Annotated in this window: 17 protein-coding genes; 7 read left to right on the top strand and 10 right to left on the bottom strand. The window is 40.9% G+C overall.

What is annotated here, in order from left to right; translation table 11 throughout:
* The first annotated feature begins 203 nt into the window (after window positions 1–203).
* From hypB to FH971_RS20395, 6 genes are all read left to right on the top strand, one after another.
* Window positions 204–923, top strand: a complete 720-nt coding sequence (hypB, locus tag FH971_RS09405; RefSeq protein WP_140234121.1) for a hydrogenase nickel incorporation protein HypB — start codon at window positions 204–206, stop codon at window positions 921–923.
* 2 nt (window positions 924–925) lie between these two features.
* A complete protein-coding gene (locus tag FH971_RS09400; protein ID WP_140234120.1) occupies window positions 926–1,168 on the top strand; it encodes a HypC/HybG/HupF family hydrogenase formation chaperone in 243 nt (80 codons plus the stop codon).
* Entirely contained in the window at window positions 1,165–2,292 is a 1,128-nt protein-coding gene (gene hypD / locus FH971_RS09395; protein WP_137227232.1) for a hydrogenase formation protein HypD, read from the top strand. Before FH971_RS09400 ends, hypD begins: the two co-directional genes overlap by 4 nt.
* Window positions 2,282–3,289 carry a hydrogenase expression/formation protein HypE gene (gene hypE / locus FH971_RS09390; protein ID WP_137227233.1) on the top strand — a complete coding sequence of 336 codons (1,008 nt, stop codon included), beginning with the start codon at window positions 2,282–2,284 and terminating at the stop codon, window positions 3,287–3,289. The genes hypD and hypE overlap by 11 nt, the downstream gene beginning before the upstream one ends.
* The gene (locus FH971_RS09385) at window positions 3,289–3,633 is read left to right on the top strand and encodes a hydrogenase maturation nickel metallochaperone HypA/HybF (RefSeq protein WP_137227234.1); all 345 of its coding nucleotides are present in this window, start codon (window positions 3,289–3,291) and stop codon (window positions 3,631–3,633) included. The genes hypE and FH971_RS09385 overlap by 1 nt, the downstream gene beginning before the upstream one ends.
* A gap of 113 nt (window positions 3,634–3,746) precedes the next feature.
* A complete protein-coding gene (locus FH971_RS20395) occupies window positions 3,747–3,911 on the top strand; it encodes a hypothetical protein (RefSeq protein WP_167496002.1) in 165 nt (54 codons plus the stop codon).
* Between the two features lie 191 nt (window positions 3,912–4,102).
* Here the strand turns inward: FH971_RS20395 and FH971_RS09380 are convergent, their stop codons facing one another.
* Window positions 4,103–5,860: an acyl-CoA dehydrogenase gene (locus FH971_RS09380; RefSeq protein ID WP_140234119.1), complete on the bottom strand. Its 1,758-nt coding sequence runs from the start codon at window positions 5,858–5,860 to the stop codon at window positions 4,103–4,105.
* A gap of 240 nt (window positions 5,861–6,100) precedes the next feature.
* Here FH971_RS09380 and FH971_RS09375 point away from each other — a divergent pair, with 240 nt between their 5' ends.
* Window positions 6,101–7,012 (top strand): hypothetical protein, encoded by a 912-nt coding sequence (locus FH971_RS09375; RefSeq protein WP_140234118.1) that lies wholly within the window; start codon window positions 6,101–6,103, stop codon window positions 7,010–7,012.
* Window positions 7,013–7,094: 82 nt separating this feature from the next.
* Here FH971_RS09375 and FH971_RS09370 read toward each other — a convergent pair whose 3' ends face one another.
* From FH971_RS09370 to aroA, 9 genes are all read right to left on the bottom strand, one after another.
* The gene (locus tag FH971_RS09370; RefSeq protein WP_140234117.1) at window positions 7,095–7,646 is read right to left on the bottom strand and encodes a DUF2058 domain-containing protein; all 552 of its coding nucleotides are present in this window, start codon (window positions 7,644–7,646) and stop codon (window positions 7,095–7,097) included.
* A gap of 27 nt (window positions 7,647–7,673) precedes the next feature.
* Complete coding sequence (locus tag FH971_RS09365) at window positions 7,674–8,501, bottom strand: SDR family oxidoreductase (RefSeq protein WP_140234116.1); 828 nt, start codon at window positions 8,499–8,501, stop codon at window positions 7,674–7,676.
* A gap of 108 nt (window positions 8,502–8,609) precedes the next feature.
* Window positions 8,610–9,308: an orotidine-5'-phosphate decarboxylase gene (gene pyrF, locus FH971_RS09360; RefSeq protein ID WP_140234115.1), complete on the bottom strand. Its 699-nt coding sequence runs from the start codon at window positions 9,306–9,308 to the stop codon at window positions 8,610–8,612.
* Between the two features lie 66 nt (window positions 9,309–9,374).
* A complete protein-coding gene (gene lapB / locus FH971_RS09355; RefSeq protein WP_137227240.1) occupies window positions 9,375–10,535 on the bottom strand; it encodes a lipopolysaccharide assembly protein LapB in 1,161 nt (386 codons plus the stop codon).
* Between the two features lies 1 nt (window position 10,536).
* Window positions 10,537–10,833 (bottom strand): LapA family protein, encoded by a 297-nt coding sequence (locus tag FH971_RS09350; protein WP_137227241.1) that lies wholly within the window; start codon window positions 10,831–10,833, stop codon window positions 10,537–10,539.
* A gap of 121 nt (window positions 10,834–10,954) precedes the next feature.
* Entirely contained in the window at window positions 10,955–11,242 is a 288-nt protein-coding gene (ihfB, locus tag FH971_RS09345) for an integration host factor subunit beta (RefSeq protein WP_137227242.1), read from the bottom strand.
* A gap of 77 nt (window positions 11,243–11,319) precedes the next feature.
* Entirely contained in the window at window positions 11,320–12,987 is a 1,668-nt protein-coding gene (rpsA, locus tag FH971_RS09340) for a 30S ribosomal protein S1 (RefSeq protein WP_137227243.1), read from the bottom strand.
* 113 nt (window positions 12,988–13,100) lie between these two features.
* On the bottom strand, window positions 13,101–13,790 hold the full coding sequence (cmk, locus tag FH971_RS09335; RefSeq protein ID WP_137227244.1) for a (d)CMP kinase: 690 nt from the start codon (window positions 13,788–13,790) through the stop codon (window positions 13,101–13,103).
* Between the two features lie 181 nt (window positions 13,791–13,971).
* Complete coding sequence (aroA, locus tag FH971_RS09330) at window positions 13,972–15,252, bottom strand: 3-phosphoshikimate 1-carboxyvinyltransferase (RefSeq protein WP_140234114.1); 1,281 nt, start codon at window positions 15,250–15,252, stop codon at window positions 13,972–13,974.
* Window positions 15,253–15,424: the final 172 nt, after the last annotated feature.

Below are 15,424 nucleotides of genomic sequence, written 5' to 3'. Positions count from 1 at the left end.
AATCAAGTTATTAATCAATAACTTGACATTAATTCATTTAGTGAATTAATCACCTCATCCTAGTGAGATATTGATCACATTAATGACATAATGACAATTTAGTTCACAGTGTTTAAAGCAAAAACTGATATGTATCAAAGAATCTATTTCTTATATAACAGACACTGCTAAATAGACATAATGACAAGGTTAAGGAAAATAATATGTGTAAAGATTGCGGCTGCTCAATTACCCATGAACATGACCATACTCTTCATAGTAATCCTCAGCTTAACGACAAAAAGACCTTAGCGGTTATTCATAAGATATTAGATAAAAATGACGTAGAAGCGCAGCATAATCGCGATCATTTTGCGGCACATCATGTTAGTGCCTTTAACCTTATGAGCAGTCCTGGTAGTGGTAAAACCAGCCTATTAGAATGTTTGCACGAATATTTGAATGCTCGATATGCCGTCATTGAAGGCGATCTTGAAACCTCTCGCGATGCTGACCGTTTAAAAGCTAAAGGTATTGATGCTTTTCAGATTCAAACGGGGTCAGCCTGCCATCTTGATGCTTTTATGGTTCATGGCGCACTGCATCATATCAATCTAGATGATGTTGACATTTGCTTTGTAGAAAACGTCGGCAACTTGGTGTGTCCTGCCAGTTATGACGTCGGTACCCATAAAAATGTTGTCTTGTTATCGGTACCTGAAGGTGATGACAAAATTGAAAAATATCCGGTGATGTTTCGTCGTGCAGATTTAGTGGTTATTACCAAATCAGACTTATTACCTCACTTCGATTTTAGTATTGATGAAGCTAAAGCTCAGTTAAGTAAATTGAACCCCAATGTTGAATTATTAGTTGTGTCAGTGAAAAATCCTGATTCAATGAAAACCTTGGCTAATTGGTTTGATGAACACAAGGAATATTAACGATGTGTTTATCCGTCCCCTCGAAAGTAGTTGAAATTCATGATGATGCAACGGTTACAGTTGACACGCTTGGTGTTAAACGCCGTGTTAGCTGTCATTTAATAACCGATCCGCTACAGATTGGCGACTTTGTGCTGATTCACATTGGCTTTGTGATGAATAAAATTGATCACAAAGATGCACAAGAAAGCCTCGAATTATATCAACAAATCGTTGCTCAAATGGAATTGGAGACTGAGCAATGATAAGTCTTAATGACTTTTACCAAGGATTTCGCGATCCTCAGACAATCCGTCATTTGGCACAATTAATTGCTCAACAAGCGGCAAAAACGACCCAACAAATTAACATTATGGAAGTGTGTGGTGGTCATACTCACACCATTATGAAATACGGAATATTGCAGTTATTACCCAGTAATATTCACTTTATTCATGGCCCAGGTTGTCCTGTTTGTGTTATGCCAAAAGAACGGATTGATCATGCTGCTGTTCTTGCTTCGCAAACTGACACTATTTTGGTGACGTTAGGTGACATGATAAGAGTACCGGGTTCGAAAGGTAGTTTGGCGCAATTTAGATCGGAAGGCTGTGATATTCGACCAATATACGATCCATTAGATACATTAGCCATTGCACGTGACAATCCTGATAAAACGGTTATTTTCTTCGCTATAGGGTTTGAAACCTCTACCCCAATGACTGCGGCATTATTGGCGCAAGCAGAAGCACAAAATATTGATAATATTTTATTTCATATAAACCATGTGCTTGTTCCTCCGGCCATTGATGTGGTGATGTCTGATAGTCGCAGTAAAGTGAATGCGTTTATTGGCCCTGCACATGTTAGCGTAATTAGTGGATCTAAAATTTACCAATCCACTGTTGATAAATACAAAACACCCGTTGTGGTGTCAGGATTTGAACCTGTCGATGTTATGGAATCTATTTTACGTATTGTCCGGCAGAAGGTCGCAGGCAAAGCTGAGCTTGACAATCAATATAGCCGCTCGGTGAGTTACGAGGGCAATATTGCAGCTCAACAATTAGTAGATAAATATTTTATGGTTCGCGATAGCTTCCGATGGCGTGGACTCGGGCCTATTGCCAACTCAGCACTCACACTGCGTCCTGAATATCAACATCGCGATGCTGAACGTATTTATGCTCACATATTACCAACGGTAGAAATAGACGATCATAAAGCCTGCATGTGTGGTGACATTTTACGTGGATTAGCAAATCCAAAAGATTGTAAAGTTTTTGGTCGAGGTTGTTCACCGCAGTCGCCGCTGGGTAGCTGTATGGTGAGTTCTGAAGGTGCGTGTAATGCCTACTACCGTTATGGAGAAGTGAATAATGCCAACTAAAAAAACCATTCAACTTAGCCACGGTGGTGGTGGTAAAGAAATGAATCAGTTAATTACTGATCTGTTTTTTAAAGCATTTAATAACCCCATTTTGGCCTCCCAAGAAGATGCTGCCAAGTTAAACATGTGCGGTCATATTGCCTTTACTACTGACTCATTTACCGTTTCGCCGTTATTTTTTGCTGGTGGTGATATTGGTAAATTAGCCATAGCAGGTACCGTAAATGATTTAGCCATGATGGCCGCTCAACCAGAATATCTCAGCTGTAGCTTTATTATTGAAGAAGGTTTCCCACTTGAGGACTTAACCACCATTGTTAACAGCATGGCAGAGGAGTTACATAAGTCTGGCGCCAGAATAGTTTGTGGTGACACCAAAGTCGTGCCTAAAGGCTGTGCCGATGGCATATTTATCAATACTTCTGGTGTCGGGCGTATTTTAAATCCCGACATTTCAGCGTCTAACTTGCAACGTGGTGACGCCATTATTGTGTCTAGAGATATTGGTCGACATGGCGCAGCCATTTTAATGGCTCGTGATGGCCTGACGCTTGAGTCATCACTGTGCAGCGACTGCGATACATTATGGCCGATTGTAGAGCAACTACTGGCTGCCAATGTCAAGATCCATGCTATGCGCGATGCCACACGTGGCGGCATTTCAGCTGTATTAAACGAGTGGGCGATTGCTTCAAATGTGGGAATTACTATTGATGAAGCTGCAATTCCTGTAAGCAATGAGGTCAAAGGATTATGTGAGTTATTTGGTTTTGAACCTTATGATTTAGCAAACGAAGGAACCTTTGTCCTGGCACTACCAATGTCGATTGCAAAAGGCGCTATTGAAGTGATGCAACTTTATGGTCACTGTGAAATGGCAGCAATTATTGGTGAAGTCACCGAACAACAACCAGGAAAAGTCATTTTAAATACGCCCTGGGGTAGCAGACGATATTTAGATTTACCTCAAGGTGAGCTACTGCCGAGGATTTGTTAATGCACGAATATTCGATTGTTATGTCATTGATGGAACAATGCGAATCACTGGCTTTAGAACATCAGGCCAAAGGCATAGAACAAGTACAACTGAAAATAGGCATATTAAGTGGCGTCGAACCAGCATTACTGTCGCAAGCATTTGAGACTTTTAAGCTTGAGACTATATGCCATAACGCCAAATTGATTCTCAACATTCAACCATTAGTGTTGCAATGCCGAGACTGTAATACTGAATCTCAAGTCAATGAACGTACGATTATCTGTTCTGCTTGTGGCAGTAATAATACCTTAGTGACTGATGGCGAAGACATGATGCTGATGCAATTGGTGTTGGATACATAAACCGTTAAATTAACCAATTTAAAGACATTACACACTAAGCTAGATTAACAATAAAAATTGTACTCTACGCAAGTAAATACAATAAAAGCGAACACAACAAAAAGGACCACACCATGAAATACTTATCTCTTGCCTTTATTTTAGCCACTATTCCATCTCTTGCTATGGCACATGAGGGACATGGTGGTGTTGGACTGTTTCATCATTTATATCAATTAGTACCAGCCATTGCGTTAGTCGCAATGGTATTGTTTATTTATTGGAAGCGTAATAGATAAACTTTTTTCTTGAATAATTGATGATAAGTAATACACAACCTTATATCAAGGCAGTGCTATATTAGTTGAACATCACTTAAGCTTATCATTTGCTTCAGAGTAAAATTTCAATAAAAAAGCCTTCCGATGGAAGGCTTCTTATTAATGTTTATCTACAAAATCTTAAGTCATTCTATTGGGTAAATTATTACTTAGAACATCTCAGCTGGCATAGCCATAATAGACTTATCACCCTGATTAACTTGTGATAAATGATATTGAGATTTTGATAATAGCTTGTCCATGTAGAAATCGGCCACAAACTGCTTTTGCGCAGCAAAGGTTGTATCTTCATGGCTTGACGCTTTGTCGGCCATCAACAGCCAGAAGTAACCGTACAAGGCATAACCAAAGGCATCTAAGAAGTCGACCGCACAAGAATTGACTAATGCAGGTTGGGCTTTCTTGTTATCATTGATGTAGTTAGCCGTAGTCAGCAATTCTGCAAACACTTGGCTGACTGTGGCTTTATGTTCAGCATTAGCTTGAGTTAATTCAGCAAGGCTCGCATTCACTTCAGCAACAAATTCAGTCAAGGTGGCCACATTATCGTAAGTAATTTTACGGCCTAAAAAGTCGATTGCTTGAATACCGTTAGTGCCTTCGTAAATTTGTGCAATACGAGTATCACGCACAAACTGCTCGATACCGGTTTCGCGAATATAACCATGACCGCCAAACACTTGCTGAGCCATAACTGTGGCATCTAGACCTCGGTCAGTTAAAAATGCTTTGGATACTGGCGTTAATAAACCTACATATCTTGCCGCTTTTGTTTGTACATCTCCACTGGCATATTTTGCCAAATCTAACTGTTTACCTGTATAAACAGATAATGCACGACCCGCTTCCGTCATTGCACGGATCGTTAATAACATGCGGCGGACATCGCCATGCACAATAATAGGATCGGACGTTGCACCCGTTGCAGAGCCTGCAGCAGCAACGCCTTGTAAACGCTCTTTAGCATAATCACTGGCCATTTGATAAGCCGCTTGTGCGTTACCTAAGCCTTGTAAACCAATGGCTAAACGTTCGTAGTTCATCATAGTGAACATACACACTAAACCACGATCAGGCTGACCCACTAAAAAGCCTTTGGCATTGTCATAATTCATGACACAGGTAGCTGAGGCTTTAAGTCCCATTTTATGTTCGATAGAACCTACTGTAACGCCATTAGACTCGCCTAGGCTACCGTCTGCATTTACGTTGAATTTAGGTACGATAAATAAAGAAATACCTTTTGAACCCGGTAATTTTGCCAATACTAAATGGATCACGTTTTCAGTTAAATCATGGTCGCCGCCAGTAATAAAAATCTTGTTACCGGTTATAGAATAACTACCATCATCAAGTGGTTCAGCTTTGGTACGGATACCTTTTAAGTCTGAACCTGCGTGTGGCTCGGTCATGTCCATTGCACCAGCCCATTGGCCAGAATATAAATTAGGTAAATAGGTTTGCTTTAATTCGTCATTTGCATGTGCATTAATACATAATGCTGCACCAGCAGTCAGGGAATTGTATAACGTAAACGAATTACACGCGCTGTAGCTCATTTCATCCACTAATACACCAAGCATTTTAGGCATTCCCATGCCACCAAAGTCAGCTTCCCCACAAAGCCCTACCCAACCGCCTTCTGAAAACTGTTGATACGCTTCTTTAAAGCCATCCGGTGTAATAATGTCATTGCCTTTATGAACTACACCTTGCTCATCGCCGCTCCGGTTTAAAGGGTGAAGTAGATCACGGCTGATCTTATTCGCTTCATCTAAAATAGCTAATGCAGTATCCATATCAACAGCATCAGCCATGGCAGGAAGTTGCTCCCACGTTGATTTGGCATCAAATACCTGTTCCAACAAGAATTGCATGTCCTTTAACGGGGCTTGGTATGGGTTCATAAGAGTCTCTTAAACAAATAATTAAAACAGGTGTTTTAATTTATACTAAAGTGTCACAAAAAGAAAAGGTTTTTTAACCTAATTTTGACCTCACTACAGACAAAAGTACTTTTATAAAGAATATCGACCTATCACAGTATCAATGAGTTACAATTATTTTATGCTCATTGAGTTGTCACCTACTAAGATGAACAATGTAATGGTCTTCCTCCTATTTTAGATAAAAGCGAACTAAACGTAATGCACACAACAAATGACTCAGAAATTCCCTTAACCACTGCGACTGAGTCGTACCAAGAAGTGACCATCATTGGTAACGCCCATGGTGATTGGCAACCTGCAAAAATTGGCCATAGCTTTATTTTTAATGGCACACAGCATGATGACGATAATGTTATCAACATCTGTAATGGCCCTTATGCTGGCTCAGCTGATGCCTTTACAGTCAGTAATAGCCTAGATGACACGCAACTAGTATTGTTACTCACACAAGTAGCGAATACACTGAAAAAACAATTAAATTGTTGGCCATCATCAGGTTTAGTCACCCTTTTTTTAATGTCGATTGTGGCTAAACACGTTAATGTACAACGGATGTCGTTGCTGCCGTCATTGCAACGATCACAAGACATGTCTGCTGGTGATTATTTACCCTGTATGGTGCATAACTGGTTAGGAGAGCGTCGTCTTGCATTAGGGCTGCAATTAACTAATGACAATATTATGTGGCCTGAATTATTGATTAATGAAGCTACAATGCAAGTTGAACTTGATGCCAGTTTAGAAATGCCTGATATCAATCCATTTGAAGTGTTACTGAGTGATCTAGTTCGACAACGAGAGCAAAAACCAAATAACATTAAGTTTTCTACAGCACAAACCTTAGCCTTGCAAGTCACAACCGAGCGCCCTATTAACCTGGATATGCAATATGCGCTATTGGCCGCGTTAAGTAATTTACCCAGCGTGCATTGGCTGTCTTATGCAAGCCAAGAAGACTTACTCACCGCTGAAGCATTGTTTTACAATGAAGACCCACAAAATAACACCAGTTATTGGTACCTAGTCGATTACCAAGCATCACAGTTTTTAGATGTCATCCGCCATCACTTAGCCTATTGCCAGCAAGTATTTGCATTAACAGCTAAATAATTTACCAACTATAGATGAACGGTCATCGATAATAATGCAATAAAAAACCTCTATAAAAGAGGTTTTTTATTGCACACAATGATTACCACATTAAATCATCTGGGATCGCGTAATCAGCATATGGATCGTTTTCATCACTCACTTGCGCAACAGAATCTTTCGCCTCTTTATCCCACAAATAACCACACCATTGTGGAACAAGTAGCTTAACTCGTTCTGCGAGCTTATGTGGCACGATGTAGGTTTTATCTTCATAACGGACTATCCCTAAACTGCCATTAAGTAAATCAGCTTGAATTTTATCGGTAATATAAACCGAATAAATCTTATTTTCTAACGTGAAGTTAAACTTAAGCTCGGCATCTTTCACTACTGTAATCGCAAACTTCGAAAACTCGCTGATTAAACCTCGCACTTGACCTTTTTCTGATGCTTCAGCAAAGCGCTGTTCATTCAATGCCTTATCTTTTTTCGCTTGCATTAATTTTTGCTCAGCGATTTGTTGCTTAAGCTCAGAACTACCGTCATCAACTTTAGCTTTTTTGTCACGACGCTTTTGTGTCTTTGCGTCTCGTACTTTTTGTTTACTGGCAAGACCTGCTTTAAGCAGTTGATCTTGTAATGCATTTGCCATGGTATTTACCTTTAATTTTATCGATTTTTATAAACCGTGCTTGGCGGCTATCTCGCCTAATTCTGTCATTGCAATACTGGCTCCACCTAATGACCAACCACCGTCAACCGGCAACACAACTCCAGTAATGTAGGATGCCATATCTGATGCTAGGAACAAGGCTGCATTGGCAATATCTTGACCTTTACCATTACGTTTTAACGGCACACTATTTGCCACCCGCTGTTGGAGTTCATCGCTGGGGGCTAAGCGGTTAAAGCCTTCAGTATCGGCAATTGGTCCTGGTACGATAGAGTTAATTCGTATCCCTTCAACGCCCCACTCTAATGCTAATGTACGAGTTAACATATCGACGCCGGCTTTAGCGGCGCAAACATGCACTTGTAACGGCATCGCGATATACGCTTGCGGTGCTGAAATTTGAATAATGCTGGCATTAGGACGTGATAACAATGGATAAGCCTGTTTCAACACTTGAAAACTGCCAATTAAATCAATATCAATGACCGATTTGAAACCATTGTTCGACAGCTTTGCTGCACTGGCCGGAAAGTTACCCGCTGCACCACTCAGTAACACATCAATATGACCGTAAACATCTGCAATTTTGGCAAAACCGACGGTTAAGGCATCATTGTCACGCACATCAAAACTAACACCTAAATGCTTGGCATTCGGATTAGCTTGAATCAGTAATTCAACCGCGGCATTGACCTTATCAATACTGCGACTCGCGACGACAACATTGGCTCCGGCTTTAGCAAATTGAATGGCAACTTGAAGATTAATACCGGATGTACCGCCAACCACAACAACATTTTTACCTGTGTAATCAAACCCTTTACCATCAAACATCGTCATCCCTTATTTCTGTGTGATTTTGGTTAATGTAAAAGAGTTACCCTTGTAGTGTAGATTGACTAAGTACCATGACTGAGTCAAAGCCACTACCGCGATAACAAATCAAACATGCAGTGATTGATAAATAGCCTTAAGTGCTGCTAATGGATCGGCAGCTTGAGTAATTGGTCGTCCAATCACCAAATAATCTGATCCTGCTGCAATAGCTTGTGATGGTGTCATCACTCGATGTTGATCACCCGCATCACTGCCTGCGGGGCGAATCCCCGGTGTGACTAACATAAAGTCTTTGCCAAATGATGATTTAAGTAACTTAGCCTCTTGTGCAGAACAAACCACACCATCAAGGCCTGCTTGATGAGTTAACTTTGCTAAGCGTAATACATGCTCAAAGGCTGGCACATTGATACCGAGTAATGCTAAGTCTTCATCAGACATTGAGGTTAATACAGTAACAGCAATCAATAATGGTGCGTCTTTACCAAACGGTTCTAACGCCTTCTTGGCTGCTTGCATCATGCTTAATCCACCGCTGGCATGGACATTGGTCATCCACACGCCTAAATCGGCAGCCGCAGCAACGGCTTTGGCGACCGTATTGGGAATATCATGAAACTTTAAATCGAGAAACAAATCAAAATTACGACTGTGGATATCGTTAACCAGTTCAGGTCCGAATAACGTAAACATCTCTTTGCCGATTTTTAAACGACACATGTCTGGGTCTAGTTTATCAATAAAGGTTAATGCATCTTTTTTATTGTCATAGTCGAGGGCAACTACAATTGATTTATCAGTCATTAGGACTCCAGCGGCAATAGCTTGTGTTAGTACATTTATTATAGTGTCGTGAGTGCGATGATGACGTTATTCACCATCAAGCCCTTTGATACGCTTGATACTGCCCCATTGTTTACATGATGGACAATGCCAATATAAACCATGAGACGGAAAACCGCAGGCTGTACAGCGATAACTAGGGCGAAATTTAATTTGTTGTTCTACCAGCTGTTCAAGCATAGATAAACTTTGTTTCGCCTGCCCATCTTCAGCTTGTTTAATATGTAATTTCATTAAGTGCTGAAAACCCTTCATTGTCGGATGACGATAGAGGTTATCCAGCATCATGGTTTCGGCACTTTGATGTTGATTAAGGCTTATTTTGTGTTCGGCGAGAGCCACAACCACACTGGCACCCGCACCATCTGCAATTGCTTTAGCAAGCAGCTCGTGAAAACCATCGGGGTCTTGAGTGTCTCTATAGACTTGTTTCGCAATTGAAACACCGTCAGCAAATAAGTCAATGTCAGCCACTTTGAGTTGTTGTAACGCTTGTTTACATAAATCAAATTGGCCGGCATCGAGATAAATTTTAGCTAAGGTTAACCAAGCTCGACCGCATTGAGAGTCTTGCTTAATGGCTTGCTGTAGTTTTTTAATTTTATCTGCATCGTCATTAGCTTCATCAGCGAGTTGGCAATAAAAATGTGCCGTGGTGCATTTGAGCACTTGCTGGCGTTTCCGAGGTAATCGTTTAGTAATATCGATGGCACTTTGCCATTCTTTAGTCACTTGGTAGATTAACAGAAGTTGTGTTTCAGCTTCTTCACTGTGGTCATCTTGACTGACTAAATTAATAAAAATCTCTTCGGCTCGGTCGTAAAAACCTGCAGCCATATAATCTTTACCCAACTCCATCATGGCTATATCACGCTGCTCATTGGTCAAACTCGGCCTAGCAATCAAGTTTTGATGAATACGGATTGAGCGGTCTACTTCACCACGCTTGCGAAAGAGTGACCCTAACGATAAATGAGTGTCGATAGTTTCATCATCAACATCAAGCATACTTATAAATAGATCGACCGCTTTATCAGACTCGTTCGACAATAAAAAATTAAGCCCAGTAAAATAATCTCGGCTTAACTTTTTACTATGCTGGCTATCGTTATGACGAATACTGCGTCGTCCCATGTACCATCCATAACCGGCAGCGATAGGCAATAACAAGAACAAGATTTCTAGCATACTAGGCGGCTTGGTCCTTAGGCGTTACTGCAACGCTTGTTGTGTCAGCAGCGGTAAGCTTTTTCAACGCTTTGTTACTTTTACGTAAAGCAAGTTTGAGCTTAATGATGTGATAACAGGCAAATATCCAGCTGATGATAAAACCGCTGAAAAAGACCACTGCTAGTACCACAGGTAACCGATACTGCCCTTCGGCAATAAAGTAACTTAAGGTAACCACTTGTTCATTTTTAGCACCAAATAATAATGCTAAAACAAATAACAATCCTACTAATATAATTGCAATAAATGATCTCACGCTATTCTCCATACAGGCGCATCAATATAATGATTATCCAAGAATTTTACTGAGCTGACCAGCATTGACTGACATTAGATACAAAAAAGCCTCCAAAAGGAGGCTTTTTTTAAAGCGTTAATCAAAGATTAACAGCATCGACACGTTCCCGCAGTTCTTTGCCTGGCTTAAAGTGCGGTACATATTTGCCTTCCAAGTCAACAGAGGTTCCTGTTTTTGGATTACGGCCCATACGCGGTGCACGATAGTGAAGTGAAAAACTACCAAATCCACGGATTTCGATACGATCACCGCTTTCTAATGTTGTTGCCATTTGCTCCAACATTTCTTTGATTGCACTTTCCACTTCTTTCGCCGACAGTTGCGACTGCCTAGTGGCAAGTTTTTCGATAAGTTCAGATTTTGTCATCTTAGCTATTCCATATTATCAAGCCAAACACAGTCGCCTAATGGGGACCACGTCCCCATACAACAGACGATCTTCGATTACTTACGAGCTGCTTTAAATGCTTCAGCCATTGCGCTGCTCATTACAACTTCGTCTTGCTTGTTCAAAGTAGCAATCGCTTCTTTCTGTTCAGCTTCATCTTTCGCTTTGATAGATAAGCTGATAGAACGATTCTTACGATCTACACCCATGAACTTAGCTTCGATTGCATCGCCTACTGAGTATACAGTAGATGCATCTTCGATACGATCTGCAGAGATGTCAGCAACACGAATGTAGCCTTCAACTGTTTCTGCTAATTCAACTGTAACACCTTTTGCGTCAACAGCAGAAACAGTACCGTGAACTACGGTGCCTTTCTTCTTGTCAGCTAAGTATGCGTTGAATGGATCATCTTCAGTTTGCTTAACACCTAAACTGATGCGCTCACGCTCTGGGTCTACTGAAAGAACCACTGCATGGATTTCGTCGCCTTTCTTGTATTCAGAAACTGCGTCTTCGCCAGTACCGTTCCAAGAAATGTCAGATAAGTGAACAAGACCATCGATTCCACCGTCAAGACCGATAAAGATACCGAAGTCAGTGATTGACTTGATCTTACCAGATACTTTGTCGCCTTTGTTAAACTTAGTTGCGAAGTCATCCCATGGGTTAACTTTACACTGTTTAAGGCCTAGAGAAATACGACGACGTTCTTCATCGATGTCTAGTACTAACACTTCAACTTCATCACCTAAGTTAACAACTTTAGATGGGTGAATGTTTTTGTTAGTCCAATCCATTTCAGAAACGTGTACTAAACCTTCAACGCCTTCTTCGATTTCGACGAAGCAACCGTAGTCAGTTAAGTTTGTTACGCGACCAGTAAGCTTAGTGCTTTCTGGGTAACGCTTGCTGATTTCTAACCATGGATCTTCGCCAAGTTGCTTAAGACCTAGTGATACGCGAGTACGCTCACGGTCATACTTAAGTACTTTAACGTTGATTTCGTCACCAACATTAACGATTTCTGATGGGTGCTTAACACGTTTCCAAGCCATATCAGTGATATGTAAAAGACCGTCAACACCACCTAAGTCTACGAATGCACCGTAGTCAGTAAGGTTTTTAACGATACCTTTAACAGCTTGGCCTTCTTGTAGATTCTCAAGAAGAGTATCACGTTCAGCACTGCTTTCAGATTCGATAACTGCACGACGAGAAACAACAACGTTGTTACGCTTCTGGTCAAGCTTGATAACTTTGAATTCTAATTCTTTGTACTCTAAGTGAGCGGTGTCGCGAACTGGGCGCACATCAACTAGAGAACCTGGTAAGAAGGCACGGATACCGTTTAATTCAACAGTGAAACCGCCTTTAACTTTACCATTAATGATACCGATTACAGTTTCAGCATCTTCGTACGCTTTTTCTAGAACAATCCAAGCTTCATGACGCTTAGCTTTTTCGCGAGACAATTGAGTCTCACCGAAGCCATCTTCAACAGAGTCAAGGGCTACGTCAACTTCATCACCAACTTGAATTTCTAAAACACCTTGTGCGTTTTTGAATTCGTCAGCATTGATTGGGCTTTCAGACTTAAGACCAGCGTCAACAAGTACCATACCGTTTTCAATGGCAACAACTGTACCACGGACGATAGAACCTGGACGGAACTCTAAAGTTTCAAGGGATTGTTCAAATAGATCAGCAAAAGATTCAGTCATGTTTTAGGTTACTTCATATTTAAAACCACCATCCATCCTAGATGTGGAGTCTAGTAATATTATTCATGTCATCCTTAACACGAATACCTACTGCACAATAAACGACAATTCGTCTACGTAACAGTAATTTTTTGTTTAACGTATTCAAGCACCTGCTTTAATACATCATCTATACCTACACCACTTGTATCAATAACAAGTGCGTCATCAGCTGGGACTAATGGCGAAGCGGCGCGATTGATGTCGCGGTCGTCTCGTTCAATAATTTCAGCTAAAAGGCGATCGATTTTAACATCGAAGCCCTTGTCCTGCAACTGATTATAGCGTCTTTGAGCCCGTTCTTCAGCAGATGCAGTTAAAAATATTTTTACCGGTGCTTTAGAAAAAACCACCGTACCCATATCGCGTCCGTCAGCGACTAAACCAGGTTTGACACAAAAAGCCCGTTGGCGACGTAATAATGCCTCACGTACACGCGGTAACGCGGCCACTAAGGATGCTGCATTTGAGCATTCTTGGGTACGAATCGTCGTGGTGACATCTTCACCCTCAAGAATCACTTTAATCGCATCTTTCTCAGTGCCAGTCAAAAATTGAACATCAAGATGTGCAGCTAATAACGTCAGTGCTTCTTCGTTTTCTAGTTCAACATCATGATGAATAGCGGCTAAGGCTAAAACACGATAAATTGCACCACTGTCTAATAAATGCCAACCTAAATGCTGCGCCAATAATTGGCAGATTGTCCCTTTCCCTGCACCGCTAGGGCCATCAACTGTGATCACTGGAGATCGTTCTGACATAAGTTCCTCCGAAAATAATCTATCGTCCCTGAAAAAGATAAAGGGTTCGTCAAAATAAGCGCGCGCATTGTATAACAAAAAAATGTTAATTACTGATGAATTTTCAGTTATTAAAATCAAGATCGTCCTTTTACACATACCTTATATGCAAAATGGCCAATTTGACTATAGCTATACGGTGTTATTTAGCCAACTGTAAAAATTGGTCAAAGTAATCTGGGAATGTTTTAGACGTACAGTCAGGATCATTGATAGTGATGCCACAATCAGCAAATGCCATTAATGAGAAACACATCGCCATACGATGATCATTGTAGGTGTCAATCGCCGCCGTATTTAATGCTTCAGGTGGTGTGATGGTAATGTAATCGTGTCCTTCCTCAACCATTGCGCCCACTTTACGTAACTCAGTGGCCATCGCGGCTAAACGGTCCGTCTCTTTAATACGCCAATTGTAGATATTGGTCAGTTTTGTGGTGCCTTTAGCAAATAATGCCGCTGTTGCAATGGTCATTGCAGCATCAGGGATATGGTTCATGTCCATTTCAATGGCACTAAGATTCGATTTTCTGGCAATAATGAAATCATCACCCCACTCTATGTCAGCCCCCATTTGCGCCAAGGCATCTGCAAATTTTACATCGCCTTGAATGCTTAAGCGGCCCACGCCCGTTACTTTAACTTCACCACCTTGGATAGCTCCGGCGGCAAGAAAATATGATGCAGATGATGCATCACCTTCCACAAGCACTTTTCCAGGTGATACATATTGTTGGCCGGCTTTAATTTCGAATCGTTGATATTGATGATTAATCACTTCAACACCAAACTGTTTCATTAACGCGATGGTAATATCGATATAAGGTTTGGAAACAAGTTCACCTTTGATCTTAATATTGACGCTATCTTTAGTCAGTGGTGCAACCATTAATAGTGCCGTTAAAAACTGGCTTGATAAATCACCAGCTATTTCGACATCACCGCCATTAAGTCCAGTGGCCTTAATTGTTAATGGTGGAAAACCGTCATTTTTAAGGTAAGTCACATCTGCGCCTAATTGACGAAGTGCATCGACTAAATCGCCAATCGGACGTTCTTCCATTCGTGGCTCGCCAGTTAAGGTAAACTCTCCTTGCCCTAACGTTAAGGCTGCACACAATGGACGCATTGCAGTACCGGCATTGCCTAAAAACAAACTTTGCGCAGCATCCGATGAAATTGGCCCTGCATTCCCCTCAACAGTACACACTGTCTTATCATCACTTAACTTATAGTTAATACCCAGTTGCTTAAGCGATGCCAACATATAACGAATATCATCTGAATCGAGCAAGTTTGTAAGTGTGGTGCTGCCTTTGGCAAGTGTCGCTAATAATAATGCACGGTTTGAAATACTTTTAGATCCGGGAATATTAATTTCGCCATCTATACAAGTAATAGGATTAAGACGCAGTTGCTTCATTCGCTTTCTTCTTTTTGCTAAAGATTAAGTTCGTTTTAATCTTGGTGGTTAACATCACTCATTTATTGCCAGACAGCGTAAATCAAGTGGAACAAATTCATTACAGGGGTTAACTTGGTAATTGTTAATTAATTATTACCATTACAGGCTAACAGAATACGGATAATGACGA

The sequence above is a fragment of the Shewanella polaris genome, assembly GCF_006385555.1.
Classification (GTDB): Bacteria; Pseudomonadota; Gammaproteobacteria; order Enterobacterales; family Shewanellaceae; genus Shewanella; species Shewanella polaris.
The sequence above is the reverse complement of the archived record's forward strand: the minus strand, read 5'-3'. Positions and strand labels throughout refer to the sequence as shown.

What these genes read in the sequence shown, in the direction of transcription:
- hypB (WP_140234121.1), top strand. Translation starts at nt 204, where the DNA reads ATGTGTAAAGATTGCGGCTGCTCAATTACCCATGAACATGACCATACT.
- FH971_RS09400 (WP_140234120.1), top strand. Translation starts at nt 926, where the DNA reads ATGTGTTTATCCGTCCCCTCGAAAGTAGTTGAAATTCATGATGATGCA.
- hypD (WP_137227232.1), top strand. Translation starts at nt 1,165, where the DNA reads ATGATAAGTCTTAATGACTTTTACCAAGGATTTCGCGATCCTCAGACA.
- hypE (WP_137227233.1), top strand. Translation starts at nt 2,282, where the DNA reads ATGCCAACTAAAAAAACCATTCAACTTAGCCACGGTGGTGGTGGTAAA.
- FH971_RS09385 (WP_137227234.1), top strand. Translation starts at nt 3,289, where the DNA reads ATGCACGAATATTCGATTGTTATGTCATTGATGGAACAATGCGAATCA.
- FH971_RS20395 (WP_167496002.1), top strand. Translation starts at nt 3,747, where the DNA reads ATGAAATACTTATCTCTTGCCTTTATTTTAGCCACTATTCCATCTCTT.
- FH971_RS09380 (WP_140234119.1), bottom strand. Translation starts at nt 5,860, where the DNA reads ATGAACCCATACCAAGCCCCGTTAAAGGACATGCAATTCTTGTTGGAA.
- FH971_RS09375 (WP_140234118.1), top strand. Translation starts at nt 6,101, where the DNA reads ATGCACACAACAAATGACTCAGAAATTCCCTTAACCACTGCGACTGAG.
- FH971_RS09370 (WP_140234117.1), bottom strand. Translation starts at nt 7,646, where the DNA reads ATGGCAAATGCATTACAAGATCAACTGCTTAAAGCAGGTCTTGCCAGT.
- FH971_RS09365 (WP_140234116.1), bottom strand. Translation starts at nt 8,501, where the DNA reads ATGTTTGATGGTAAAGGGTTTGATTACACAGGTAAAAATGTTGTTGTG.
- pyrF (WP_140234115.1), bottom strand. Translation starts at nt 9,308, where the DNA reads ATGACTGATAAATCAATTGTAGTTGCCCTCGACTATGACAATAAAAAA.
- lapB (WP_137227240.1), bottom strand. Translation starts at nt 10,535, where the DNA reads ATGCTAGAAATCTTGTTCTTGTTATTGCCTATCGCTGCCGGTTATGGA.
- ihfB (WP_137227242.1), bottom strand. Translation starts at nt 11,242, where the DNA reads ATGACAAAATCTGAACTTATCGAAAAACTTGCCACTAGGCAGTCGCAA.
- rpsA (WP_137227243.1), bottom strand. Translation starts at nt 12,987, where the DNA reads ATGACTGAATCTTTTGCTGATCTATTTGAACAATCCCTTGAAACTTTA.
- cmk (WP_137227244.1), bottom strand. Translation starts at nt 13,790, where the DNA reads ATGTCAGAACGATCTCCAGTGATCACAGTTGATGGCCCTAGCGGTGCA.
- aroA (WP_140234114.1), bottom strand. Translation starts at nt 15,252, where the DNA reads ATGAAGCAACTGCGTCTTAATCCTATTACTTGTATAGATGGCGAAATT.